Genomic DNA, 25732 nt, shown 5'->3' on the forward strand with positions numbered 1-25732 from the left:
ATCCCGTCACAAAATTCAAGCAAAAGACTTGGCGAACGCGTCGACCGCTGCCTTGAGCTTTGCTTTGATGTTGTCGGTGAGTGCCTTTTCATCGCGGATCGCATCCAGCACATCCTTGTGCTCGGTACGCAGCGAAGAAAGAAGACCTGCTTCGAACTTGCCAACCTGGTTGACGGCGATCTTATCAAGATAGCCATTCACGCCAGCGTAAATCACGGCAACCTGTTCTTCCGTCTTGAGCGGCGAGAACTGTGGCTGCTTGAGAAGTTCGGTCAGGCGTGCACCGCGGTTAAGCAGACGCTGCGTCGAAGCATCAAGATCCGAGCCGAACTGAGCAAATGCTGCCATTTCACGATACTGGGCGAGTTCACCCTTAATCGAACCAGCAACCTGCTTCATGGCCTTGATCTGAGCGGACGAACCAACGCGGGAAACCGACAGACCGACGTTAACAGCCGGACGAATACCCTGATAGAACAGGTTGGTTTCGAGGAAGATCTGGCCGTCAGTGATCGAGATCACGTTGGTCGGAATGAACGCGGAAACGTCATTGCCCTGCGTTTCGATGACCGGCAGAGCCGTCAGCGAACCAGCGCCGTTTTCGTCGTTGAGCTTTGCAGCGCGCTCAAGAAGACGCGAATGCAGATAGAAAACGTCGCCAGGATAAGCTTCACGGCCCGGAGGACGACGAAGCAGAAGCGACATCTGACGGTAAGCAACAGCCTGCTTGGAAAGATCGTCATAGCCGATCAGAGCGTGCTGGCCATTGTCACGGAAATATTCACCGATCGCGCAGCCTGCAAATGGTGCAAGGTACTGCATCGGAGCCGGATCGGAAGCGGTAGCCGCGACCACGACGGAATATTCGAGAGCGCCGCGTTCTTCGAGAACCTTAACGAACTGAGCAACAGTCGAACGCTTCTGGCCGATAGCGACATAGACGCAATAAAGCTTTTCTTTGTCTGGGCCGTTGTCGTGGATTGGCTTCTGGTTAAGGAAGGTATCGAGAATGATCGCGGTCTTGCCGGTCTGACGGTCACCAATGACCAGCTCGCGCTGACCACGACCAACCGGGATCAGAGCGTCAACAGCCTTAAGGCCGGTCGACATTGGCTCATGAACCGACTTACGCGGAATGATGCCCGGTGCTTTGACGTCGACGCGGCGACGTTCGGTGGCAACGATTGGGCCTTTACCGTCGATTGGATTGCCGAGAGCATCGACAACACGGCCGAGCAGGCCTGGACCGACTGGAACGTCAACGATCGCGCCGGTACGCTTGACGACGTCGCCTTCCTTGATGTCACGGTCGGCACCGAAAATAACCACACCGACATTGTCGGTTTCAAGGTTAAGCGCCATGCCGCGAATACCACCAGGGAATTCGACCATTTCGCCAGCCTGAACATTGTCCAGACCGTAAACGCGGGCGATACCGTCGCCGACGGACAGAACCTGACCGACTTCGGAGACCTCAGCCTCCTTGCCGAAGTTCTTGATTTGCTCTTTCAGGATAGCGGAAATTTCCGCGGCGCGGATGTCCATCAGCCGACCTCTTTCAGTGCAAGCTTGAGAGAAGAAAGTTTAGTGCGAAGGGACGTGTCGATCTGACGCGAACCCATTTTGACGATAAGACCGCCGAGGATCGACGGATCGACGGTGACATTGATCGTCACGTCCTTGCCGGCCACGCCTTTCAGCGTTGCCTTCAATTCGTTTTGCTGCGCGAGTGTCAACTCGTGCGCAGAGATAACATCAGCGGAAATTTCACCGCGATGTTCGGCTGCAATCTTACGGAAAGCGGCGATGATGCCCGGCAGCACAAAAAGGCGACGGTTTTGCGCGACGACGCGCAGGAAATTGCCGACCAGACCCTTGATGCCAGCTTTGTCAGCAATCGCGCTAATAGCGTGAAGCTGGTCTTCAGAGGAGAAGACCGGGCTGGAAATCAGGCGCTTCAGGTCTTCGCTTCCGCTCAGAAGCGCCTCGAAACGACCAAGATCTTTTTCCACAGCAGCAACGGATTTAGCGTCGAGCGCAAGCTCAAACAACGATCCGGCGTAACGCTGTGCGACACCTGAAATGAGCGAAGACGTTTCTGCCACGAACAACCTGCTCTCTACGTTGAAACCATCTTTTTGGGAATTCGGCAGGACCGAAAGGCCAAGCAGATGATTTTATTGAATGTTTCCGGGTAACCCCTGACGCGCGAGCGCGACAACACCGAAATGTGATTGCCGTCTAGCATAGACGAACCAGACTCGCAACACGCGAATCCCGCACTTTTGCGTAAGTTTTGCCGCAATTTTAGGTTAGAAAAGTACTAACCAAGCCCACTAATACAGCAAGGTGCTCTTTAGCGCAGCAATCCGACTTCAGCTGACAAAGCCAAATGCATAAAGCAAAGGTCCAGCAGCCAGCGCAAACTCGATGACAGCAGCGATGATGTTGTAGAAAGTCCCCCCCTTATCGGACATCATCGAAATGAAACGTCCGAACAGCGCAAATCCCCAAGCTGCACCCAAAACAACCCACAAAAATGGTTGTGCAAAAATGAGGCAGCCTAGCCCTATCCCCAGATAAGGACCAGCGAGCACGGCACGAATGGAGCTGTAAGCTTCCGGACGCGCATTGATCGGCTGAAGCCGCATCAGTTTCATGGTGATGCCGGGTGCAAACAGCATAACGATGCCGACAAAAGCAGTTACGACCGCTGCACTCCATGCGAGCCATTCGCCGGTTGTGGTGGGAAGATAGAATTCCATTGCGTTGCACCCTCAATCTGAACAGCTTCGCTATAACCCAGTTTTGTGCCGTCGAAAACCGATCCCATAGATCCCACCGCAGTATATTAACTCGCAACGACACAGCAATCCGATGGAACCGCAGTAGGTTCAATGCTTCATGGTGCGACGCATTGTGACGATGCGCGCCAGAATTGACGGAATGAAGAGAATAATCGCTGCACCAATGACCCAGATGATCAAAAGGGCTGGCGCAAGCAAAATCCGCAGAAGAGCCACGCCTGAGCTGGCCAGCTGATCAAGCTTGAGAACACCGATCATTGCACTCGCCTCATTGCCGACCACCGTTTTCCCAATCGAGGTCAGTGCTGGCCCACTGCTGTCAATCCAGGCGATTACGGCATCAGAGAAAAAATAGGCAAGCCAGACCGTCAGAGACCAGATTACCAATCCAAACAAGGAGATAGTCCAAAAGCGGGTGCCGTTGCCTTTGTGTTGCTGTTGCAACATTCGGTTGTCTCTCATCATCTTTTAACGCCTTGAAAAATGAATAAGACAGAGGCTACATCCTCTAGTGACTAGAGAAGCAAATCATTTTCCCGTCTTCTTTTTTGAATGCAGAGCTAGAGAAAGCTCTGAGGATCAATATCGACCTGTACTCTTATAGAACCGCGTTCTCTTGGAGCAGCGGACAGCAGAGCGCGTATGAACCCTTGAATATCTGCTCGTTTTGTACCGTGGACGAGGATGCGGAACCTGTGTCTGCCACGTACCAGTGCAAGTGGTGCTTCCGCCGGTCCAAGCACAGAAATCTCTGGTGATGCAGGCGCCGCACGGCGCAGCGCACGTGCATGGTTTTCCGCATCCGGTCGATTATCAGCTGAAATGATAAGTGCCGCAAAACGACCGAAGGGAGGCAATACACTGCGCTCCCGCTCTTCGATTTCGCGGGCATAAAATGCTTCCGAATCGCCACTGACAATCGCGCGCATCACCGGGTGGTCCGGCTGATAGGTTTGAAGCAGACCCAGGCTCTTACGGCCTGTACGCCCGGCGCGCCCTGTTACCTGATTAAGCAACTGGAAAGTGCGCTCGGCGGCACGGGGATCACCATTGGCAAGCCCGAGATCGGCATCCACCACGCCCACCAGCGTCATGTTGGGGAAGTTATGCCCCTTGGCGACAAGCTGCGTGCCAATCACGATATCGGCGTCGCCTTTGGCAATGGCATCAAGCTCAAGCCGCAAACGCTTCACACCACCGGCCATATCAGACGAAAGAACTATGATTCGCGCATCTGGAAAAGTCGCGGCCACTTCTTCAGCAATACGTTCGACACCCGGACCACAGGCAACCAGATGATCAAGCGTACCGCATTCGGGGCAAGCTTCCGGCACCGGTTCATGATAGCCGCACTGGTGACACATCAGCTGTCCACGAAAGCGATGTTCGACCAGCCAGCTTGAGCACTGCGGACACTGGAAGCGATGTCCGCACACCCGGCAAAGCGTTAGTGGTGCATAACCGCGACGGTTGAGAAACAGCAGCGCCTGTTCGCCACGTTCCACCGTTTTTCCCACCGCTTCTGTCAAAGCTGGCGAAAGAAAGCGTCCCGGCGGCGGCGGCGAACGCCGCATATCAATGGTTTTAAGCGTCGGCAAAGCGGCTTCCGCATAACGACCGTAAAGCTTGATTCGCTTGTAACGCCCCTGATCGGCATTAACCTGGCTCTCGATGGAAGGCGTTGCCGATGCCAGAATGACCGGAAAATTACCGATATGTCCGCGCACCACGGCCATATCGCGCGCATTGTAGAAGACCCGATCTTCTTGTTTGTAAGCAGGGTCGTGTTCTTCATCGACAACGATCAGGCCAAGCTCTTTGAACGGCAAAAACAGTGCAGACCGTGCGCCAGCGACAACACGCACCGTGCCTTCCGCCACTTGTCGCCACACACGTTCCCGCGTTCGAGGGGCAAGATCGGAATGCCATTCGGCGGGCTTTGCACCAAACCTATCATGGAAACGGTCGAGAAACTGCTGTGTCAGCGCAATTTCAGGCAACAGAATCATTACCTGCTTGCCCTGATCGAGCGCTTTGGCCACCGCCTCGAAGTAAACTTCTGTTTTGCCCGAGCCCGTCACACCATCGAGAAGCGAGACCGAAAAACAGTTCTCCTCAACTGATTCGGCCAGCATTTCGGCTGCAGCCTGCTGGTCTTCCGAAAGTGTGGCGCGGGCATAATCAGTGTCGGGTGTCGCCACCACCGCAGGCGGCGGAAGCATCACTTCTTCAAACACACCCTGCGTTTTCAGCCCATCGACAACAGTCAGTGAAACACCGGCTGCATGGGCAAGGCCTGAGCGTGTCCACGCAAGCCCATCACGCGCCAGCTCCATGACACGTGCCCGGGCATCGGTCATACGTTCCGGTTCACCGCCATTGTAGCGAAGCCCCGGAACAGCGGGCTCCGGATCAAATGCCGCAGGGGCACGCAGCACCATACGCGCCACCATTCCGGGTGGTGAAAGTGTGTAGTCAGCCGCCCAACGCATGAAGCGCAGCATCTCGGCATCCACTGGCGGGCAATCAAAAACCTGTGAAATTGCGCGAAGCTTTTTGGCATCCACCGCATCGGTCGCGCCGTCGCAGACAATTCCCGCAACTTCACGCGGCCCCAACGGGACGCGCACAATCGAGCCGGGCTGGACACGCATTCCCTCCGGCACCATATAAGAATATGGCCGCTCAGCGGGCATGGGTACAAGCACCGGCACCACACTCGGAGTGGGTTCCGCAAAGAGGCCCAAAATATCGTGCGAATCTTTCGACATGATTGCGTGACCTTGGCGTGGCTTTGCGCTAAAGAAAAGCCACCTTCCGGGAATTAAATGGATTTAGTTTCCCACAACACCCGCGCTCATTATGGAGGAACGCTGTTATGAAGTTTTTCGTCGACACTGCGGACGTCAAGGAAATCCGCGAACTCAACGACCTGGGTCTGGTCGATGGCGTAACCACTAACCCATCCCTCATCCTGAAATCGGGCCGTGATATTCTTGAAGTAACAAAAGAAATCTGCTCCATCGTCAAGGGCCCGGTTTCGGCTGAAGTTGCTGCAACCGACTACGAGCAGATCATGAAGGAAGCGGCAGTGATTGCCAAGATTGCAGACAATATCTGCATCAAGCTTCCACTGACCCTTGATGGCCTTAAGGCGTGTAAGGCTCTGACCTCGGACGGTCACAAGACCAATGTGACGCTCTGCTTCTCAGCCAATCAGGCTCTGCTCGCTGCTAAAGCTGGCGCTACATTCGTTTCGCCATTTGTCGGCCGCCTCGACGATACTGGCCTAAATGGCATGGAACTGATCGCCGAAATTCGCACGATCTTTGACAATTACGATTACAGAACCGAGATTCTCGCGGCATCGATTCGCACTGTCAATCACGTCAAAGAAGCTGCACTGATCGGTGCCGACGTCATCACAGCACCTCCGGCAACGCTCAAGGCACTCGTCAAGCATCCTCTGACCGACAAGGGCCTCGAAACCTTCCTCGCCGACTGGGCGAAGACCGGCCAGAAAATCGCTTAATCAAGCCTGACGATTGATATAAAACGGCGGATCATTGATCCGCCGTTTTTGTTTATTCCAACATCGTCGCGCCATCGTGCTTGGCAACGTGGATGGGCCTGCTGCCACAATATTCGGTAATGGCATCTGCCAACCGGGTCGAATGCGTAACCACCCAGATCTGGCTGCGCTCAGATGCCTGTGCAATCATTTTGGCAAGTGAAGGTATCATGTCAGGGTGCAGACTTGCTTCCGGTTCGTTCAATGCTATCAGCGGCGGCAAACGATAAGACAAAAGCGCACCTGCCAAAGCCAGCAACCTGATCTGACCATCCGATAATTCACCGGGCCTGAATATGCGGGGCGGGAAAGCGGGAAAGTTGAGGCCGAAAGTTGCGGTTTCTTCTGGAAATGGAATGACCAGCTTAGCGCCCTCCAAAGCATCTGCAATGAGCCGATCAAGATCAACTGTGTCCTGACGGATATGCGCAAGCGTCGCAAAGACAGATGCGAGATTGCTGCCATCCTCGTCCAGCATCGCTGTCGTTGCAGCAATGGATGGCTGTCGCACCGGCGCGTCACGATCACTTCTGAAACCATGATAAAAGCGCCAGCTACGTAATTGAGCCGACAGATCGCCGATTTCCGGATAATGCCCTGACTGACCGAGAACCGCGAGGCCACTTTCGGAAGTAAGAAGCCGGGCCGGATGTTCCATCCTCCGCCCTTCCCCATCGCGCGCAAAAACGGCCGGGCCTTTGCGATCCATCAGGTCAACGGGGCGGCGTCCAGTGTCGAGATTGAGTTGTTCTTCCTTGATCTGCGGCTCGAACGGAAAAGCCCCTGATACGGGAGGCGGCAGTCCCGCCTCAACCCTATAAGACAGGCGCGATGCGAGCCGTTCGTCTTCGAACTCGGCTTCCAGAATGATTCGGGCCTGCTCCTGTTTGCGTCGAATTCCGCCCCACATGGCAGACTGCATGCCGCCTTCACGTACAATCTCGGTCGAAAACGTGCCTTCAGCAGCTGCTTTCACCAATTGAAGAGCACGATAGAGATTGGACTTTCCAGCGCCATTTTCACCGACAAAGACTGTAACCTGTCCAAGCTCAAACCGGACGGATCGAAGCGAGCGATAGCCTTTTGCCGAGAACGAAACGAGACGCATAATTCCCTCTGATTAATAAAAAAGGCGGTACAAGATGCACCGCCTTTTGAAATTGACAAAACCTAACCGGCTCAGAGCTTCGACATCTGCATCGCAAGTGAGAGGAATATCTGTTCTGCCAGTTCTTCCGCTGCACGCTTGGTCGCATCGCGTTGTGCGCGCAGGTTAGCAAATTCCTGACGTGGACGATCAAATGACGATCCAGCTGTGCGCGTGCCCGAGACAAGAGGCTTGCCGTCCTTGTCACGCAACACATAGTTGGATGTCGCTTTGACGATACCAGCCGATGGCCGACCGGTACGGTCAGTCTGATCGCCAATATCCACACTCACTGCGTTCAGCGTGTTGCTGCTCAGACCAAGGCTGAGACGATAGTTCGGAGTTGCCGACTCACCGGCCCCACCGCTGAGCAGGAAGATCAGACGGTTACGAACCTGCTGCTGGAACACATTGCCTGCCGGGTCGATCGCAATCGACGCAAGCTTGCTGCGCATATCCGGGGTGACATTGCCACCGATCGTGCCACCGGCACCACCGGAAGAATAAAGCGGCTGTACCGTGCAGCCAGCGATCAGAACCGCTGCCCCAAGAGCAGCGATTGCGACGCGGAAAGCCTTGAATGCGGAAATGAGGCGATCAGGCAACGACATTGACGATCCTTTGCGGCACCACGATGATCTTCTTCGGCGAGCTCCCATCGAGCGCAGCCTTGACAAAGTCAAGTTCGAGCACCGCCTGCTGGATTGTAGCTTGATCAGCGTCGCGGGCGATTGTCAAATCCCCCCGCTTCTTACCGTTGATCTGCACCGGCAAAACGATCTCGTTTTCCACGATCATCGCTGCATCAAACAATGGCCAGGGTGCTGTTGCTGCCAGCGTGTCCTTGCCAGTGATCTTGCCGCCGAGTTCAATCAGGCACTGTTCAGCCAGGTGTGGCATCATCGGTGCCAGCATCAGAACCAGCATTTCGGTCGCTTCACGCAAAGCTCCCTTCAACTGATCGTCAGCCTTATCCGATGCGGCCAGCTGCAACGATGCTGCAAGCGCATTCACCAACTCATAAAGACGCGCAACCGCACGATTGAAAGCGAGCTTTTCAATGTCGTCGCCAACAGCCTGAACTGCTTTGTGAGCAGCTTTGGAAATAGCGAGAGCATCGCCGTCGATGCCGGACTTGGGCGCAACATCTTTCAGAACAGGTGCCGCTTCCGATACCAGACGCCAGACGCGCTGCACGAAACGGTGCGCGCCTTCTGCTCCCGCTTCCGTCCAGATCACATCGCGCTCTGGCGGACTGTCGGAGAGCATGAACCAGCGTGCTGTATCCGCGCCGTAAGAAGAAATAATGTCATCGGGATCGACCACATTCTTCTTCGACTTCGACATCTTCTCAATTGAACCAATGTCAACCGGAGCGCCACTATCGAGCATGGTAGCGATACGCTTGCCATCAATGTCTTCAATGCGAATATCGGCAGGTGCCACCCACTGGCCATCAGACTTATAGGTCTCGTGCACCACCATGCCTTGCGTGAACAAGCCCTTGAACGGCTCGTCAATGCCGACATGACCGGCCACTTTCATCGCACGGGTGAAGAAGCGCGAGTAAAGCAGATGCAGGATCGCGTGCTCGACGCCGCCAATATACTGATCAACCGGCAACCAGTGATCGGCAATCTTGCGGTCGGTGGGCTCGTTTTCCCAAGGGGCCGTGAAGCGCGCATAATACCAGGACGAATCGACGAATGTGTCCATCGTATCGGTTTCGCGACGAGCTTCGCCGCCACATTTCGGGCATTTCACATGGCGCCATGTTGCATGACGATCAAGTGGATTGCCTGGGCGGTCAAACTCGACATCATCCGGCAGCTTGACCGGAAGATCGGCACGCGGCACCGGATTGACGCCACAGCTGTCGCAGTGGATCATCGGGATAGGGCAACCCCAATAGCGCTGGCGCGAAATGCCCCAGTCGCGCAGACGGAACTGAACTTTGCGTTGTGCCTGCGGACGACCGTCAAGATCAGTCTTCTCCAGACGATCCGCAACATCGTTGAAAGCTGCTTCCGGCGCCATGCCGTCGAGGAAGCGTGAATTCACCATCACGCCATCATCGGTAAAGGCAGTCTCACCAATCACGAAATTCGCCGCATCTTCGCCGTTTGGCAGAACGACAGGCGTTACCTTCAAACCATATTTGTTGGCAAAATCCAGATCGCGCTGATCATGAGCCGGGCAACCGAAAATCGCGCCGGTTCCATATTCCATCAACACGAAGTTTGCGACATAGACCGGCAGCTCCCAGTTCTCATCGAACGGGTGCTTGACCTTGACGCCTGTGTCGAAACCTTTTTTCTCAGCCGTTTCGAGTGCTGCAACAGAGGTTCCCGTGCGACGGCATTCGTCTGCAAACTCAGCCAGATCGGCATTGGTCTCGGCCAGCTTCTTCGCCAATGGATGATCAGCAGCAATCGCCACAAACGACGCACCGAACAGTGTATCTGGACGGGTCGTGTAGACTTCCACTTCCGAGAAGTTTGCAGGCGTAGTCCTGGCATCCAGCGCAAAGCGAACCTGCAAGCCTTCCGACTTACCGATCCAGTTTTTCTGCATAACGCGGACTTTTTCCGGCCATTGATCGAGCGTGTCGAGGCCGGCCAGCAATTCCTCGCTGAAATCGGTGATCTTGAAGAACCACTGCGTCAGTTCACGCTGTTCGACCAGCGCACCCGAACGCCAGCCACGACCATCCACAACCTGCTCATTGGCGAGCACGGTGTTGTCGACCGGGTCCCAGTTGACCTTGGAAGTCTTGCGCGTCACCAGACCTTTTTCAAACAGGTCAATGAACAGCATCTGTTGGCGCTGATAATATTCAACATCGCAGGTCGCAAATTCGCGCGACCAGTCGAGCGACAGACCCATCGATTTCAGCTGACGCTTCATCGTGGCGATGTTCTGATAGGTCCACTCTTTCGGATGTACCTTGTTCTGCATGGCAGCATTTTCGGCAGGCATACCAAACGCGTCCCATCCCATTGGATGAAGCACGTTGAAACCTTTGGCGCGCTTGTAGCGAGCGACCACGTCACCCATCGCATAGTTGCGCACATGGCCCATGTGAATGCGCCCCGATGGATAGGGGAACATCTCGAGCACGTAATATTTTTCGCGGCTGTCGCTGTTGTCCGTCTCGAAAGTCTGGTTTTCTTCCCAGATTTTCTGCCAATGTGCTTCCGCCACGCGCGGATTATAACGTTCGGCTGCCATGAGCGTATTTACTCGTACGAAGATGATGCAATAAGGAGAGTCGTCATTAATGGCGACCTTCACCACGTATTGGCGAAAGCGTCAACCTTTTGCGGATGAAAAGCCTGAAAGCGAGAGTTTCATGTCAGATATTGTAGCGAACCTGAACAAGGTCAAGGCCATCATTGCCAATGCCGAAGAAGAAGCGCGCCGCGATAAGGGTTCTGTGACACTCGTTGCCGTGTCCAAAACATTCGAGGCTGAGGACATTCGCCCAACCCTTGATGCCGGTCAGCGCGTGTTCGGTGAAAACCGCGTGCAGGAAGCACAGGGCAAATGGCCAGCACTTCGCGAAGCCTATCCGGGCATTGAGTTGCATCTCATTGGCCCACTACAATCCAACAAGGCAGCCGACGCCGTCGCTCTGTTCGATGTGATTGAAACCGTGGATCGTGAAAAGATTGCAGCAGCTCTTGCTGCCGAGATCAAAAAGCACGGCAAAAGCCCGAAGCTCTATGTTCAGGTCAATACCGGGCTTGAAGAACAAAAGGCTGGTATTGCGCCCAAAGAAACAATTGCCTTCGTCGAGCGTTGCCGCAACGAGCACGGCCTGACAATCGAAGGGCTGATGTGCATTCCACCTGCGGACGAAAATCCGGGGCCGCATTTCGCATTGCTGGAAAAGCTGGCGCGCGAAGCCAATGTCGGCAAACTTTCCATGGGCATGTCGGGCGACTTTGAGACCGCCGTTGGCTTTGGTGCAACGTCAGTGCGCGTTGGTTCGGCGATCTTTGGCGGACGAAACTATTCGCCTTCCGCATGAGGTGGCAGTTGCTGCCTATGTGCTCGCACCCGCTCAATGAGCTTGGTATAAATCCAGGCCAAAGCAATCGCCACCACGCAGCCGAGCGCGATTTCGATCAACCGCGATAAGGCAAGCAACAGCTCCTCGTTGCGCGTCTGAGCAAAGCGTCCCGCATCCATCACAATCACCACGGTTGCGGGCGCCAGTCGCCAATTGACGGGATATCGGTCGATCATCAGGATCACGAATACCGTCAAAGCAGCCCCGAACAGGCTCGCAATCGGCGAATAACCCACAAGCCATATGGCTATCATGCCGATAACACACCCAACGGCTGTGTTGATTGCCCGCGCCTGCGAAAGCGCGAGCGTCGTGCGAACGTCTGGATCAGAAATAATAAGGACCGTGATGACCGCCCAGATCGGATGCTCAATCCCTGCCCATTGCAATGCAAACCAGCAGATCAGACAGCCAAGCAACGTCTTTGAGGCGTAGAGCAGCGCCTTTTCTGGATGGGAAAGATGCACAAACGCCATTTGGCCTTCCAGCAGCCTCAGTTAAAGCATTTCCAGCAAAAGTGCGAAGCGGCTTTGCGTCGGATAATGCGTAAGGATAAATCGTGAGGACGCGGTTCCAACGATTCAACCTCAACTGGAACCGCTCTCAAATCAGATCGTGGCACGCATCATAGATGAGCCGTTGTCAGTGTAAAAGAATTTCTCCTTGCACGTTCTTCCAGTCTGATGGGCCCAGCAACCGATGATGCGCGTAGGCGACCGAATGCAGTGGCCCGTCGATCTTTTCCTTCCAGAACTCTATGAAATGATTGAGCACTGGAAATTCTGGCGCGAGATCATAGTCCTGCCAGACAAAAAGCTGCAACAAATGCGGATGATCGGGCATGTGATAGAAGATTTTCGCCGTCGTCAGACCATAACCGGCGAGCTGCAATTCAAAGACCGACTTTGAAATAAAAGCGGATGTCGTCATGGCGATTTCCCCTTTTTATAGGGAGCCCATTATAGATGTTCAGCGGCTCCGACAGGAATTATAATCGCTAAAAATAGTTTTTAAAGTGTAAAAACAGTATGTTAGCATCAACACAGCGTGAGTGCTGCCGCTCCGTTCATATTTTTGTGCTGCGTCATTGTGGACCATAGTCGATCCCAATGTCTAATTTACGTTGGACGCGACGGAATGTAGATGAGTCTGGCGATAGCTTTGCCCGATGCGGGCTGTCGATTCTGGCGGGAGGATCGCCGGACAGTTATGGAGGAACACATGTCGGAAAAGCTTTACCCCGTTCTGCCGGGGGCAAAGAAAAACACGCTCATTGACAACGAGACCTATCTCGACTGGTACAATGAAAGCGTAACCGACCCGGATGGCTTCTGGGCCAAGCACGGCCGACGCATTGACTGGTTCAAGCCATTTACCAAAGTCAAGAACACCGATTTCAACGGCGACGTATCGATCAAGTGGTATGAAGATGGCGTTACCAACGTCTCCTACAATTGTATCGACCGCCATCTGAAAAGCCGTGGCGACAAGGTCGCGATCATCTGGGAAGGCGACAACCCTTACATCGATAAAAAGATCACCTATCGTGAACTTTACGAAAATGTCTGCCGTCTCTCAAATGTGCTGAAAAAGCATGGCGTCAAGAAAGGCGACCGTGTCACCATCTATCTGCCGATGATCCCGGAAGCGGCTTATGCCATGCTCGCCTGCGCCCGCATTGGCGCGGTCCATTCGGTGGTCTTTGCAGGCTTCTCGCCGGAAGCGCTCGCTGGCCGTATTGTCGACTGCGAATCCACTTTCGTCATCACCGCTGATGAAGGCGTGCGTGGTGGCAAGCCGGTATCGCTCAAGGAAAACACCGATACTGCCATCGACATCGCTGCCAAGCAGTATGTCATGGTCAACAAGGTTCTGGTCGTTCGCCGCACCGGCGGCAAGGTCAGCTGGGGCCCGGGCCGCGATCTCTGGTATCATCAGGAAGTGGCAAGCGTTGAGCCAACCTGCGAACCCGAACCAATGAATGCGGAAGACCCGCTGTTCATCCTTTACACCTCCGGTTCGACCGGCAAGCCGAAGGGCGTGCTTCACACCACCGGCGGCTATCTCGTCTATGCCTCGATGACACATCAATATGTCTTCGACTATCATGATGGCGATGTTTACTGGTGTACGGCGGATGTGGGCTGGGTAACAGGCCATTCCTATATCGTCTACGGTCCGCTCGCCAATGGCGCGACCACACTGATGTTTGAAGGCGTGCCGAACTTCCCCGATCAGGGGCGGTTCTGGGAAGTCATAGACAAGCACAACGTCAACATTTTCTATACCGCACCAACCGCAATCCGCGCATTGATGGGCGCAGGTGACGACTTCGTTACACGTTCGTCGCGCTCGACATTGCGGCTGCTTGGTTCGGTCGGCGAACCGATCAACCCGGAAGCCTGGGAATGGTATTACAATGTCGTTGGCGATCAGAAGTCCCCTATTGTTGATACCTGGTGGCAGACTGAAACCGGCGGTATTCTGATTACGCCACTGCCCGGTGCGACGGACCTCAAGCCCGGTTCGGCGACGCGTCCTTTCTTTGGCATCAAGCCGCAGCTGGTTGACGGCGAGGGCGCAGTTGTCGAAGGCGCGGTCGATGGCAATCTCTGCATCATCGACTCCTGGCCCGGCCAGATGCGTACGCTCTATGGCGATCACAAGCGTTTCATCGAGGCTTACTTCTCGACCTATAAAGGCAAGTATTTTACTGGTGACGGCTGCCGCCGCGATGACGACGGCTATTACTGGATTACCGGCCGCGTCGATGACGTGCTCAATATTTCCGGTCACCGTCTTGGCACGGCAGAAATCGAGTCGGCACTCGTCTCGCATCACTCGGTTTCAGAAGCTGCTGTCGTTGGCTATCCGCATCCGATCAAGGGACAAGGCATCTATTGCTATGTCACGTTGATGACAGGTGCGGAAACACAGGATGCCGACGCATTGCGCAAAGAACTTGTGGCCCATGTGCGCAAGGAAATCGGGCCAATTGCAACACCGGACAAGATCCAGTTCTCACCGGGTCTGCCGAAAACCCGTTCAGGCAAGATCATGCGCCGTATCCTGCGCAAGATCGCAGAAGATGAGTTCGGCTCGCTGGGCGATACTTCGACCCTCGCCGATCCGGGCGTTGTGGACGATCTGATCGAAAATCGTCAGAACAAGAAATAACAAAAAGCCCCGGGAAACCGGGGCTTTTCTTTGGAAGTATCGTGATGTCCCTCACCCTGAGGATGCGCGAAGCGCTGTCTCGAAGGGTCAAGAACCTTCAAACCCGCCCTTCGACACGGTGCTTTTACACCGGCTCAGGGTAAAGGTAAAACTGAGCGCAGAGCAGAAATACCGACCCTTAAAAATCGATCGTGCGCCCCTTGATCTCCCAGTCACCAAAGCGGGCAGGATCTTTGCCGCCACGACCGCCGATTTCACGCGGTGGTTTTGCCGCCTTTTCGCTCGCGCGGCGTTCTTCGGCTTCTTTAAGCGCGCGCTGTGCTGCCGCTGGCAAATCGTCAACCTTGCGCGGAGCTACGTTGTCATTGATGTCGGTTTCGTTGAATTTATCGGTCATCCGCGGCAAATCCATTATTGAAGCCCCATTATTGAAGCTGAGGCTTTTCATACCCATCATATAGTTAAACTTGGCGGGTAAGCAAAACCCTGTTTGAGATAGACTTTCACTGAATTGGAGATCAATACGCATGAATATGACGAAAACTGCCATGCTGATTGCTCTCATGACAGTCATGTTCATGAGCATCGGATATTTGTTGGGCGGCGGCGGCGGCATGATGATCGCGCTGGTGATCGCGGTTGCCATGAACCTGTTTGGCTATTGGAATTCCGACAAGATGGTGCTGCGCATGTACAATGCGCAGGAAGTCGATGCGCGCTCAGCGCCAGATTATTATCGCATGGTGAGCGGGCTTGCTGCCAATGCTGGTCTGCCAATGCCAAAAGTCTATATCATCAATGAGGATCAGCCCAACGCATTTGCCACAGGCCGCAATCCGGAAAATGCTGCGGTCGCGGCCACAACGGGTCTTCTTCAGCGCCTGACACCTGAAGAAGTCGCAGGCGTGATGGCACATGAGCTGGCACACGTTCAGAACCGCGATACGCTGACCATGACAATCGTCGCCACCCTTGCAGGTGCGATCTCCATGCTTGGCAATTTCGCTTTCTTCCTTGGTGGCAATCGCGAAAACGGCAATGGCATCATGGGCGTGATTGGCACAATCCTTGCGATGATCGTGGCCCCGTTTGCCGCCATGATCGTACAGATGGCTGTGAGCCGTACCCGCGAATATGCCGCCGACCGTCGTGGTGCTGAAATCTGCGGCAATCCGCTTTGGCTTTCTTCTGCACTTGGCAAAATCGCGCGCGGTGCAAAAAGCGTGGTGAATGAAGAAGCCGAACACAATCCGGCGACAGCGCATATGTTCATCATCAATCCGCTCAGCGGCCGCGGTGCAGACAACCTGTTCTCGACCCACCCTGATACCGACAACCGCATTTCTGCACTTGAACAAATGGCATCTGAAATGGGTATTCGTTCGTCAGGAATGGCGCAGCGCGCGCCTGCGTCCTCACAAAGCAGTGGCCCATGGGGACAAAGTAGTGGTAATGCAGGCGACAACAACAGTGACGGTTCCGGTTATCGGGGCCCTTGGTCGTAAAAGCGCGTCCCGAAAACAAGATGCGCGTTAGATAAAGTAGAACAGCGTGAACGATAAAAGAACTGCGCCGAAGCGTGGAAATAACAAGCCGCAGACACATGATTACGCCGCAGACCGCGCCGAACAACGGCCCGGTCTTGCCGCGCGTCTGACTGCGGCACGCCTGCTTGGTGCGGTGATTGAAAAGAACACATCGCTTGACGGTCTGACCGACAACAGCCACGGCCATCCGCAATATCTGGCACTGGAGCCACGCGACCGCTCGCTGGTTCGCGCTATTCTTGGTTCGGCCCTGCGCAATCGCGGCAGCATTGACCGCGCTATCAACAAGCGCCTCGACCGCCCGTTGCCAGAAAATGCCCACGCGCTCAAACACCTGCTGCATATTGCGGTCGCACAGATTTTCTACCTCAATCTGCCCGATCATTCTGCCGTCGATCTGGCGGTTGAAGCCGCCAATTCTGACCCGCGCAATCGCAAATATGCAGGCCTCGTGAACGCTCTTTTGCGCCGTCTGTCGCGCAACAAAGAACGCGCACTGGAACACACATTGCACCCGGAAACGAATGTTCCGGAATGGTTCTCAAAGAGCATTGCAGACGCCTATGGCGCCGAAAAAGCCGCGGCGATCCTTACCATGCATGCTTATGAACCACCGATTGACTTTACCGTGAAAAGCGATCCACAGGCGTGGGCTGAAAAGCTTGGTGGTGTTGCCCTGCCTAACGGCTCAGTGCGTCTTGAGACGGTCGAAGGCAACCTTACTGATTTACCCGGTTTCGCCGAAGGTGACTGGTGGGTGCAGGATGCAGCGGCAAGCCTGCCAGCACGTCTCATGGGTGACATCAAAGGCAAACGCGTTGCCGATCTTTGCGCTGCTCCCGGCGGCAAGACGGCACAGCTTGTGCTTCAGGGTGCCGATGTGACGGCGCTTGATATGTCCGAAAATCGATTGAAGCGGCTTCAGGGCAATCTGGACCGTCTTGGGTTCAAAGCCAGAACCGTTGTCACCAATCTTCTGGATTTCAAGCCTGACGAACTGTTCGATGCCGTTCTCGTTGATGCGCCGTGTTCATCCACCGGCACCGTGCGCCGTCACCCGGACGTGCCATGGACAAAGACGCCGCAGGATATTGAAAAACTTGCCACACTTCAGGCAAAGCTTCTTGCCCATGCCGTTAATCTGGTTAAGCCGGGCGGTACGATTGTTTTCTCAAATTGCTCGCTGCATCCATTGGAAGGCGAGGAAGTGGCACGCAAGGCGCTCAAAAATCCTGAGCTTGCAGCCTATCCGATCACGCTTGATGACTGTCCGGGACTTGAAGGCCTGATTACCAAAGAAGGCTTCCTGCGCTCAACACCGGCCGACCTGCCAGCCGAACACTTCGACGGCAATCCGCATATGGCAGGAATGGATGGTTTCTTTGCCGCTCGTTTCAAGCGGAAAGCCTGATCTCGCGGCTCAGGCAATCAAAATCGATGAAATTACCATAATGGGTGCACCGCATCCGTTATGGTTAACACTCGGTTCACCATTATATACGATTCTATTAATGCATGATTCCGAGGCCCGGAAACTGGCATTCGAATGAATCATCGCATGAAAGGACGGACCTGCCTTATCGGGTCCAATGAGAATGAACTTTAATACGGAGAACGAAAGGGTGGCAGTCGCGTTGAGCGAAACCCCGCATCTTTGGGGACTGGCTATTGCACAGGCTTGGCGCAGGTTCAGCCGCCGTCTGCGCATGGGCCCGCTTTATCGCTGGCGTTTCACCGGCTTCACGCCGGAACGCATCCTCATTGCCCCGCCCGATCTCCGTGTCGCCGACCCTCAGCTCGCGCAGGAATTCTATCACGGACGCTTCGCACTTGCCGGTCGCCTTGTCGAAACCGGCGGGCTGTCGCCTTTCGCCGTTGAGCCGCCGACGCCCGAGTGGGAAGCAGCACTCCACAGCTTCAGCTGGCTGCGTCATCTGAAAAGCGCCAATAGCGAGCTTGCCACCGCCAATGCACGGGCTTTGCTCGATGACTGGATGCGCCTTTATGGAAAGCGCATAGGTGGATTGGCATGGTCGCCGGAAGTCACGGCGCAACGCATCATTGCGTGGCTGCAGCATTCCAATCTGATCTTGTCGGGCGCTGAATTGCCCGCCTATCGCAAATTCATGCGGTCTCTCGCCATGCAGGTGCGCTATCTTCGCACGGTCGCGTCGGCCATGGACGACGGCGAAGAGCGGCTTCGTGCTCGCATCGCACTCGCCTTTGCAGCGTTGGCATTACCGGTTTCACCACCGACGGCACGTGCCGCGCGACGAAATCTCGAATATGAACTGAAGCGCCAGATCCTGCCTGACGGTGGCCATGTTTCGCGCAGTCCCGTCACTATTCTCGAATTGCTGGCTGATCTTCTGCCATTGCGTCAGACCTATGCCAACGGCACGGAATCGCCGCCCAAGGCATTGATCGAGGCTGTCGAGCGCATGTTGCCAGCGCTTCGCTTCTTCCGTCATCAGGATGGTAGCCTTGCGTTGTTCAACGGTGTTGGCCCGACCATGTCGGAACGCATCATTTCGGTGTTGCGCCATGATGAAACTGCAGGCTCACCGCTGACCCATGCGCCCTATTCCGGCTATGAGCGTCTGTCGATGGGTGCCACAACGATCATCGCGGATACCGGCCTTCCGCCGCCAGTCACCTCTTCGCGTGATGCCCATGCTGGCTGTCTCGCTTTTGAAATGTCCTCCGGGCGTCAGCGCTATATTGTCAATTCCGGCGTAGACCGCTTTGGTCCACCGGAATTTCGTCCCTTGGGACGCTCGACGGCGGCGCACTCGACCGCGACCATCAATGACACATCATCGTGCCGTTTCAGCCTGAATGCAGGCCTTTCCAACATGATCGGCACTCCGATCATTGCAGGTCCGACCAAAGTACAGCGGGACCGTGTTGAAGATATGGGGCGGCAAGGATTTGTCGCCAGCCATGACGGTTACGTTCGGCTCTTCGGAATTTTCCATGAGCGTCGGGTAGTGCTTTCACACAATGGCAGCGTGATTCAGGGCGCTGACCGTTTCTATCGTGGCGATGCCAGGGCTTTGAAAGCCAACGGGCGCGATAATATCGCCGTGCGTTTTCATATTCACCCGTCGGTTGATATCTCCCTTGATGAAAATGGCTTGATCATCCTGAGCGCACCTCATGATGACACATGGGCTTTTTCCTGCTTCGAAGTGGCACCGCAACTCGAAGATAGTATTTTCTTTGCCGGCTTCCGCGGCCCGGTCACATCGAAGCAAATCGTGCTGTCCTTCCCTGCCTCCGACTTGCCGGAAGTGAACTGGCAATTCAGCCGCATCGCCATTGGAAGCTACGCTTAACTCAGAAAGCCTCTCTCATGAGGCTTTTTGAGGTATGATTCGTTTCTTTCCTGTGCTAACTCGCAGCCGTCCACCCTTCCTGAACGCTTATGTTTCAGCAACGAAGAGACCAACTCCCTATGGCTGTCAGCTCCAAGCATATTCCCGCTCCCGATCTTCATCGGGTGCGCCGCGCCCTCCTTTCCGTGTCCGACAAGACCGGTCTTATCGATTTCGCCAAAGCGCTTCACGCCCATGGCGTTGAAATCCTTTCGACCGGCGGTACCGCCAAGTCGATTGCCGCCGAGGGTATTCCTGTAAAGGACGTATCCGAGGTTACCGGTTTTCCGGAAATCATGGACGGACGTGTAAAGACGCTGCATCCATCTGTTCATGGTGGCCTGCTCGCAGTGCGCAACGATCCTGAACATGTTGCAGCCATGGAAGCACATGGTATTGCTGGCATCGATCTGGCTGTCATCAACCTTTATCCATTTGAAGAAGTGCGCTTCAAGGGCGGCGACTACGACACCACGGTCGAAAATATTGACATCGGCGGTCCGGCTATGATCCGCGCTTCGGCAAAGAACCATGCCTATGTCGCAACCGTCGTTGATCCTGCCGACTATGCTGACGTTGTCGCTGAGCTCGAAAAGAACGAAGGCTCGCTCAAGCTTTCATTCCGTAAGAAGCTCGCAGCCAAAGCCTTCTCGCGCACTGCCGCTTATGACGCAGCCATTTCAAATTGGTTTGCCGAAGCGATTGAAGAAGAAACACCAGTTTACCGTTCAGTTGCCGGCAAGCTGCATTCGGTCATGCGCTACGGCGAAAATCCGCACCAGACTGCAGGCTTCTATCTAACCGGCGAAGAGCGTCCGGGCGTTGCTACTGCCACGCAGCTTCAGGGCAAGCAGCTTTCCTATAACAACATCAACGATACCGATGCAGCGTTTGAACTCGTTGCCGAGTTTGACCCTGCCCGCACTGCAGCCGTTGCCATCATCAAACATGCCAATCCTTGCGGCGTGGCGGAAGCTTCCACCATCAAGGAAGCCTATCTCAAGGCCCTTGCCTGCGATCCTGTATCAGCATTCGGCGGCATTGTTGCGCTGAACCAGACGCTTGATGAAGCAGCAGCGGAAGAAATCGTCAAGATTTTCACCGAAGTCATTATCGCACCCGACGCCACCGAAGGTGCGCAGGCCATTGTTGCTGCCAAGAAGAACCTGCGTCTGCTGGTAACCGGCGGTCTGCCTGACCCACGGGCCAAGGGCATTGCCGCCAAGACGGTCGCTGGCGGTTTGCTGGTTCAGTCGCGCGACAACGGCGTTGTTGATGATCTCGATCTCAAGGTCGTGACCAAGCGCTCACCGAGCGAAGCCGAACTCAACGACATGAAGTTTGCCTTCCGCGTCGGCAAGCACGTTAAGTCGAACGCCATTGTCTATGTAAAGGACGGTGCCACGGTCGGTATCGGTGCTGGCCAGATGAGCCGGGTTGATTCAGCACGCATCGCTGCACGCAAAGCAGAAGACGCAGCTGAAGCAGCCGGTCTTGCCGAACCACTGACCAAGGGTTGCGTCGTTGCATCCGACGCGTTCTTCCCGTTTGCAGACGGTCTGCTTTCCGCTGTTCAGGCAGGTGCAACTGCTGTTATTCAGCCCGGCGGCTCCATGCGCGACGATGAAGTGATCGCCGCTGCCGACGAACATGGCATTGCCATGGTGATGACTGGCATGCGCCATTTCCGTCACTGACGCAGTTTTAAAATCTGGCATTCAGCTTCAAAAAAGGCTCCGGGAGACATTCTTCCGGAGCCTTTTTCGTCACTCAGTTTCCATCTCAAAGCGCGATTTGCAAAGGTGTGACAGGGCTTTCGGATAAGAGGAATATTGAAACGCACCCTTGGCGTGCAGGTCTTGTTCAAGCAGATCGAAATGCGCTCCAATATGCGAATTCTCGCGAATTTCAGCGGCTTTGATTCACATTCGGAAACGAAAGCCTCCCTATTTATAGCGACATTTTTTGATCAATTTTGCGTCATTATCGGAAAAGTGAATTCATATTGCTTTCGTTTTACATTCATATTATTTCGTATAGTGCTTTTTGAGGACTATATCGAAAATGCGCAGGATGGCACAAAGCTATTGGGAATGCCTGAGACGTCATCCTGTATTAAGTTGGTTTAAACGCGGGCGGTTCGCACGATTCTGCACCCTGCCGGCAACGAGCACCCGAATGGGAGGAGCAAAAGCAAATGACTCAATTTATCGGTTCCATCGATCAGGGGACCACGAGTTCGCGCTTCATTATATTTGATAAGCAGGGCGACATCATCGCCATGGACCAGCGGGAACACGAACAGATTTACCCGAAAGCTGGCTGGGTAGAGCACAGCGCCAATGAAATCTGGCGCAACACACAGCACGTCATCACCGCGACCTTGAAGAAAGCCAGGCTCAAGGCATCCGACATTGCATCCGTCGGCATCACCAATCAGCGCGAAACCACGCTGCTGTGGGACAAAAAAAACGGCGTACCGCTTTATAATGCGATTGTCTGGATGGACACGCGCACCGACGAACTGGTCGATCATTTCGTGCAGGATGGCGGTGCGGATCGTCTGCGTGAAAAGACCGGCCTGCCAATCTCGACCTATTTCTCGGGGCTAAAGCTACGCTGGATTCTCGATAATGTTCCCGGCGCGCGCGAAAAGGCTGAAGCAGGCGATGCCCTGTTTGGCACTATCGACAGCTGGCTTGTCTGGAACCTTACCGGCGGCACCAAGGGCGGCATCCATATCACCGATGTGACCAATGCCTCCCGGACACAGTTGATGGATCTTGCGACGCTGAAATGGGATGACGAAATTCTGCGCCTCTTCGATATTCCAGCGGCTTGCCTGCCGGACATTCGCTCTTCCAGCGAAGTTTACGGCGATATTTCGCTGCACTCACTCGAAGGCGTCAGGCTCGCAGGCATCCTCGGCGATCAGCAGGCAGCCCTATTCGGTCAGGCCTGCCTTGAACCCGGTGAAGCCAAAAACACCTATGGTACCGGCTGCTTCATGCTGATGAATACCGGTGAGAAGCTCGTTCCATCGACCTACGGACTGCTCACCACTGTGGCCTATCAGCTTGGCGATAAAAAGCCGATCTATGCTCTTGAAGGCTCGATCGCCATCACCGGCGCTCTGGTGCAGTGGATGCGTGACAATCTTGGCATCATCAAAACCAGCGGCGATATTGAAACATTGGCACGCACCGTCGAAGACAATGGCGATGTTTACTTCGTACCAGCTTTCTCAGGCCTTTACGCCCCGCGCTGGGAAGATTCTGCACGCGGCATCATTGCCGGTCTTACCCGCTTTGCAAACAAGGGCCATATTGCTCGCGCAGCCCTCGAAGCGAGCTGCTATCAGGTGCGCGAAGTGCTGGAAGCCATGGTCAAGGACTCCGGCGTCGAAATCACCGAATTGCGCGCCGATGGCGGCATGACCATCAATGAGCTTCTCATGCAGTTCCAGTCCGACATTCTGAACGTTCCAGTCGTGCGTCCCAAGATCATCGAAACGACAGCCCTTGGTGCCGCCTATGCAGCAGGTCTCGCCGTGGGTTACTGGAAGTCGACGAACGACATTATCGAGAACTGGCAGGTCGGTCAGCGCTGGCATCCCAAGATGACATCCAGGGAACGAACACGGCTGTTCACCTCCTGGGAAAAAGCAGTGCAGCGCTCGCTTAACTGGGTCGATTGAGGCTTGTAAAACCGGCCTGATCAAACAGGCCGCTGCCTGAAAATGAACGATGTTTTTTAAAGCCGGTGAGCACATGTGCCCACCGGACGGATTTTTAGTATCCAATTATTCTCGGAGAAGATAATGAGTCACGGTTTTATCGGAGAGTTTCTCGGTACGATGGTGCTTATCCTGCTGGGTGACGGCGTTGTCGCAAATGTGCTTCTGGCTAAATCCAAAGGTCAGAACTCTGGCTGGATCGTCATAACAGCGGGCTGGGGTTTTGCCGTTCTTTGCGGTGTCATGGTTGCGGTTTCGGCGGGTGCTGCAGGCCATCTCAATCCAGCTGTTACACTTGCCTTCTATGCCGCGGGCACGTTCCCTGCCGCAGAGGTAGCACCTTACATTGCAGCCCAAATGCTTGGTGCTTTCGTGGGCGCAGTGCTGGTTTATCTCGCCTATTTGCCACATTGGGGACCTACCGAAGACAAGGGCGTCAAGCTTGCTGTTTTCAGCACCGGCCCTGCCATCCGCAACATCCCTGCTAATTTTATCACAGAAATCATCGGCACCTTCGTGCTCGTATTCGTTGTCATCGCAATTGGTGCAAAGGCTGTTGGTGCTACAGGCGTTTTGGGTCCGCTGATGGTTGGTCTCCTGGTCTGGGCGCTTGGCGTATCGCTCGGCGGACCGACCGGCTACGCAATCAATCCAGCGCGAGACCTCGGACCACGCATTGCACATGCTCTGCTGCCCATTCCGGGTAAAGGTGGATCGGATTGGTCTTATGCATGGGTGCCTGTCGCAGCACCTGTCATTGGCGGCCTTGTCGCTATTGCCTGCGCTAAAGCTGCTGGCATGATGTAGCGTTCGAAAACAGTCAGAGCGCCGATCAGTTTCAATCAGGTCGGCGCTCTGACTACCAGCTGCATTTCCTTATCTGTCAGCGGGATATGGCGTTCTGGCGGTCAGCACCAAACCGGCCGCAAAAAACAATACAAGTACAGACATACCCATTGCCGCTGAATGGGTCATCGCAGTCACGGTTGCCACCAGAAACGGGCCAACGAAGCTGGTTGCTCTTCCGGAAAGAGCATAGATGCCAAAATATCGGCCGGATTCTTCCGGTTTGATGCTGCGCGCAAACCACGAACGAGACGAGGCCTGCACAGGACCAAAGGCTGCACCCAGCATGATGCCGTAAATCAGGTAGGCATGTTCGGCGGAGGTCGAGAACAGACCTTGAGCGGCTCCATATTCAAGCGCCACCATACCAAACAGCATGTAATCCTTTCCAGTCGAAACAATGCCGATGGAAGCGAGAAGCAGCAATGCCAGCGAAAAAATCACAATCAATTTAGAGCCAAAACGCCCATCCATACGGCTCGCTACAAGGCAACTGAAGATCGCCATCACATTGATGATCATGCCGAAAAGACCGATCTCTGTAATCGACCAGTGAAACATCGATGCCGCGTATCCTGCGCCCAGGGCAATAATGGCATTAACACCATCCTGATAGACCATCCGGGCAACCAGAAATCGTGCAAGCCCACGGCGCTTGCGTACCTCGCCCAATGTTGCCGTCAGCTCTGACAGGCCTTTGCCCATTGCTGTGCGTAAAGGCTTTCCACGCGGTTGATCAGGCGTGAACAAAAACATCGGCAGAATGAAAATCAGATACCAGATGGCGGAGATCGGCCCGGTGATGCGAGCATCTTCTCCTTGTGCCGGATCAAGACCAAACAAGGGTTTCATACCGATGATTGTTTTGCCGGTTTCAGGTGATGCAGCGAGACAAAAGACAACAAAAATCAGAACGATCATACCGCCCAGATAACCTAGCCCCCAGGCGAGATTGGAAACCCTTCCGATATCCTCACGCGGCACAAGACGCGGCATCATGGAATCGTTGAAAACGATAGAAAACTCCGCCGAAACCATCGCAATGCTGAAGGCCAGCAATACCCAGAACAGATTGGCTCCGGGCACCGCAAACCAAAGTGTCATCAGGCTGACGATCTTGAGGACGGCAAAGAACCCGATCCATGGCTTGCGTGCGCCAGTCTGATCAGCGACCGAACCCAGAATGGGCGATAGAATGGCAATTGCGAAACTTGCGGCCGCAAAGCCATAACCCCATGCAATCTGCCCCGCTTCAGGCGTTTCGGCCATGCGGGAGATAAAATAAGGTCCGAAAATAAAAGTTATGACAACCGTGAAAAACGGCTGCGCCGCCCAGTCGAAAAATATCCAGCCCCATACACCGCGCCGGGAAGCATAGCCTCTCGCGCTCACTGATTGATCGCTCAACGAATTGCTCCTGGCCCCAATGCTTGAAGCGGCTCCTCGGCT

General features: G+C 54.7%; 21 protein-coding genes. 9 read left to right on the forward strand and 12 right to left on the reverse strand.

The genetic code is table 11. The features are described 5' to 3' along the window. Positions 1–15 precede the first annotated feature (15 nt). The 5 genes from atpA to CEV32_RS16790 form a co-directional block, all read right to left on the reverse strand. Positions 16–1545: a F0F1 ATP synthase subunit alpha gene (gene atpA, locus CEV32_RS16770; protein WP_094578254.1), complete on the reverse strand. Its 1530-nt coding sequence runs from the start codon at positions 1543–1545 to the stop codon at positions 16–18. Then, entirely contained in the window at positions 1545–2105 is a 561-nt protein-coding gene (locus tag CEV32_RS16775; protein ID WP_094578255.1) for a F0F1 ATP synthase subunit delta, read from the reverse strand. Before CEV32_RS16775 ends, atpA begins: the two co-directional genes overlap by 1 nt. Before the next feature lie 270 nt (positions 2106–2375). Next, entirely contained in the window at positions 2376–2765 is a 390-nt protein-coding gene (locus CEV32_RS16780; protein ID WP_094578256.1) for an AGROH133_08824 family phage infection protein, read from the reverse strand. 129 nt (positions 2766–2894) lie between these two features. Further along, on the reverse strand, positions 2895–3254 hold the full coding sequence (locus CEV32_RS16785; RefSeq protein ID WP_094578257.1) for a hypothetical protein: 360 nt from the start codon (positions 3252–3254) through the stop codon (positions 2895–2897). A 113-nt stretch (positions 3255–3367) separates the two neighbouring features. Further along, positions 3368–5578, reverse strand: coding sequence for a primosomal protein N' (locus CEV32_RS16790; RefSeq protein ID WP_094578258.1), 2211 nt, complete (start codon positions 5576–5578; stop codon positions 3368–3370). 107 nt (positions 5579–5685) lie between these two features. Here CEV32_RS16790 and fsa point away from each other — a divergent pair, with 107 nt between their 5' ends. Continuing rightward, on the forward strand, positions 5686–6339 hold the full coding sequence (gene fsa / locus CEV32_RS16795; RefSeq protein WP_094578259.1) for a fructose-6-phosphate aldolase: 654 nt from the start codon (positions 5686–5688) through the stop codon (positions 6337–6339). A 52-nt stretch (positions 6340–6391) separates the two neighbouring features. On the opposite strand, the gene CEV32_RS16800 is transcribed toward fsa, so the two are convergent. From CEV32_RS16800 to leuS, 3 genes are all read right to left on the reverse strand, one after another. Beyond that, entirely contained in the window at positions 6392–7486 is a 1095-nt protein-coding gene (locus CEV32_RS16800; protein WP_094578260.1) for an AAA family ATPase, read from the reverse strand. Positions 7487–7557: 71 nt separating this feature from the next. Then, positions 7558–8136, reverse strand: a complete 579-nt coding sequence (gene lptE, locus CEV32_RS16805; RefSeq protein WP_094578261.1) for an LPS assembly lipoprotein LptE — start codon at positions 8134–8136, stop codon at positions 7558–7560. Then, on the reverse strand, positions 8123–10756 hold the full coding sequence (gene leuS, locus CEV32_RS16810) for a leucine--tRNA ligase (RefSeq protein WP_094578262.1): 2634 nt from the start codon (positions 10754–10756) through the stop codon (positions 8123–8125). Before leuS ends, lptE begins: the two co-directional genes overlap by 14 nt. Before the next feature lie 121 nt (positions 10757–10877). Between leuS and CEV32_RS16815 the strand changes: the two genes are divergently transcribed. Further along, positions 10878–11558, forward strand: coding sequence for a YggS family pyridoxal phosphate-dependent enzyme (locus CEV32_RS16815; protein WP_094578326.1), 681 nt, complete (start codon positions 10878–10880; stop codon positions 11556–11558). On the opposite strand, the gene CEV32_RS16820 is transcribed toward CEV32_RS16815, so the two are convergent. Beyond that, entirely contained in the window at positions 11540–12076 is a 537-nt protein-coding gene (locus CEV32_RS16820; RefSeq protein WP_094578263.1) for an FUSC family protein, read from the reverse strand. The genes CEV32_RS16815 and CEV32_RS16820 overlap by 19 nt on opposite strands. Before the next feature lie 166 nt (positions 12077–12242). Beyond that, positions 12243–12530, reverse strand: coding sequence for an usg protein (locus CEV32_RS16825; protein ID WP_094578264.1), 288 nt, complete (start codon positions 12528–12530; stop codon positions 12243–12245). A 291-nt stretch (positions 12531–12821) separates the two neighbouring features. Between CEV32_RS16825 and acs the strand changes: the two genes are divergently transcribed. After that, complete coding sequence (gene acs / locus CEV32_RS16830) at positions 12822–14777, forward strand: acetate--CoA ligase (protein ID WP_094578265.1); 1956 nt, start codon at positions 12822–12824, stop codon at positions 14775–14777. 178 nt (positions 14778–14955) lie between these two features. Here acs and CEV32_RS16835 read toward each other — a convergent pair whose 3' ends face one another. Then, positions 14956–15174, reverse strand: coding sequence for a DUF1674 domain-containing protein (locus tag CEV32_RS16835; RefSeq protein ID WP_094578327.1), 219 nt, complete (start codon positions 15172–15174; stop codon positions 14956–14958). A 130-nt stretch (positions 15175–15304) separates the two neighbouring features. On the opposite strand from CEV32_RS16835, the gene htpX reads away from it, so the two are divergent. The 6 genes from htpX to CEV32_RS16870 all read left to right on the forward strand — a co-directional run bounded on the left by htpX (position 15305) and on the right by CEV32_RS16870 (position 24244). After that, the gene (gene htpX / locus CEV32_RS16840; RefSeq protein WP_094578266.1) at positions 15305–16282 is read left to right on the forward strand and encodes a zinc metalloprotease HtpX; all 978 of its coding nucleotides are present in this window, start codon (positions 15305–15307) and stop codon (positions 16280–16282) included. A gap of 46 nt (positions 16283–16328) precedes the next feature. Beyond that, positions 16329–17735, forward strand: a complete 1407-nt coding sequence (locus CEV32_RS16845) for an RsmB/NOP family class I SAM-dependent RNA methyltransferase (protein WP_094578267.1) — start codon at positions 16329–16331, stop codon at positions 17733–17735. Positions 17736–17946: 211 nt separating this feature from the next. Further along, positions 17947–19662, forward strand: coding sequence for a heparinase II/III family protein (locus CEV32_RS16850; protein ID WP_167382822.1), 1716 nt, complete (start codon positions 17947–17949; stop codon positions 19660–19662). A gap of 119 nt (positions 19663–19781) precedes the next feature. Further along, positions 19782–21398 (forward strand): bifunctional phosphoribosylaminoimidazolecarboxamide formyltransferase/IMP cyclohydrolase, encoded by a 1617-nt coding sequence (purH, locus tag CEV32_RS16855; protein ID WP_094578269.1) that lies wholly within the window; start codon positions 19782–19784, stop codon positions 21396–21398. Between the two features lie 500 nt (positions 21399–21898). Continuing rightward, positions 21899–23398 (forward strand): glycerol kinase GlpK, encoded by a 1500-nt coding sequence (glpK, locus tag CEV32_RS16865; protein ID WP_094578271.1) that lies wholly within the window; start codon positions 21899–21901, stop codon positions 23396–23398. A 123-nt stretch (positions 23399–23521) separates the two neighbouring features. Next, on the forward strand, positions 23522–24244 hold the full coding sequence (locus CEV32_RS16870; RefSeq protein ID WP_094578272.1) for an MIP/aquaporin family protein: 723 nt from the start codon (positions 23522–23524) through the stop codon (positions 24242–24244). Between the two features lie 69 nt (positions 24245–24313). On the opposite strand, the gene CEV32_RS16875 is transcribed toward CEV32_RS16870, so the two are convergent. Continuing rightward, positions 24314–25690, reverse strand: a complete 1377-nt coding sequence (locus tag CEV32_RS16875; protein ID WP_094578273.1) for an MFS transporter — start codon at positions 25688–25690, stop codon at positions 24314–24316. Positions 25691–25732 lie beyond the last annotated feature (42 nt).

The sequence above is a fragment of the Brucella rhizosphaerae genome (assembly GCF_002252475.1).
Taxonomy (GTDB): Bacteria; Pseudomonadota; Alphaproteobacteria; order Rhizobiales; family Rhizobiaceae; genus Brucella; species Brucella rhizosphaerae.

Bases quoted from the DNA above. Each gene is read 5' to 3' on its own strand.
- CEV32_RS16780 (WP_094578256.1), bottom strand. From the start codon at position 2,765: ATGGAATTCTATCTTCCCACCACAACCGGCGAATGGCTCGCATGGAGT.
- CEV32_RS16825 (WP_094578264.1), bottom strand. From the start codon at position 12,530: ATGACGACATCCGCTTTTATTTCAAAGTCGGTCTTTGAATTGCAGCTC.
- CEV32_RS16790 (WP_094578258.1), bottom strand. From the start codon at position 5,578: ATGTCGAAAGATTCGCACGATATTTTGGGCCTCTTTGCGGAACCCACT.
- CEV32_RS16815 (WP_094578326.1), top strand. From the start codon at position 10,878: ATGTCAGATATTGTAGCGAACCTGAACAAGGTCAAGGCCATCATTGCC.
- leuS (WP_094578262.1), bottom strand. From the start codon at position 10,756: ATGGCAGCCGAACGTTATAATCCGCGCGTGGCGGAAGCACATTGGCAG.
- atpA (WP_094578254.1), bottom strand. From the start codon at position 1,545: ATGGACATCCGCGCCGCGGAAATTTCCGCTATCCTGAAAGAGCAAATC.
- glpK (WP_094578271.1), top strand. From the start codon at position 21,899: ATGACTCAATTTATCGGTTCCATCGATCAGGGGACCACGAGTTCGCGC.
- CEV32_RS16835 (WP_094578327.1), bottom strand. From the start codon at position 15,174: ATGACCGATAAATTCAACGAAACCGACATCAATGACAACGTAGCTCCG.
- htpX (WP_094578266.1), top strand. From the start codon at position 15,305: ATGAATATGACGAAAACTGCCATGCTGATTGCTCTCATGACAGTCATG.
- CEV32_RS16800 (WP_094578260.1), bottom strand. From the start codon at position 7,486: ATGCGTCTCGTTTCGTTCTCGGCAAAAGGCTATCGCTCGCTTCGATCC.
- CEV32_RS16870 (WP_094578272.1), top strand. From the start codon at position 23,522: ATGAGTCACGGTTTTATCGGAGAGTTTCTCGGTACGATGGTGCTTATC.
- fsa (WP_094578259.1), top strand. From the start codon at position 5,686: ATGAAGTTTTTCGTCGACACTGCGGACGTCAAGGAAATCCGCGAACTC.
- CEV32_RS16785 (WP_094578257.1), bottom strand. From the start codon at position 3,254: ATGTTGCAACAGCAACACAAAGGCAACGGCACCCGCTTTTGGACTATC.
- CEV32_RS16820 (WP_094578263.1), bottom strand. From the start codon at position 12,076: ATGGCGTTTGTGCATCTTTCCCATCCAGAAAAGGCGCTGCTCTACGCC.
- purH (WP_094578269.1), top strand. From the start codon at position 19,782: ATGGCTGTCAGCTCCAAGCATATTCCCGCTCCCGATCTTCATCGGGTG.
- lptE (WP_094578261.1), bottom strand. From the start codon at position 8,136: ATGTCGTTGCCTGATCGCCTCATTTCCGCATTCAAGGCTTTCCGCGTC.
- acs (WP_094578265.1), top strand. From the start codon at position 12,822: ATGTCGGAAAAGCTTTACCCCGTTCTGCCGGGGGCAAAGAAAAACACG.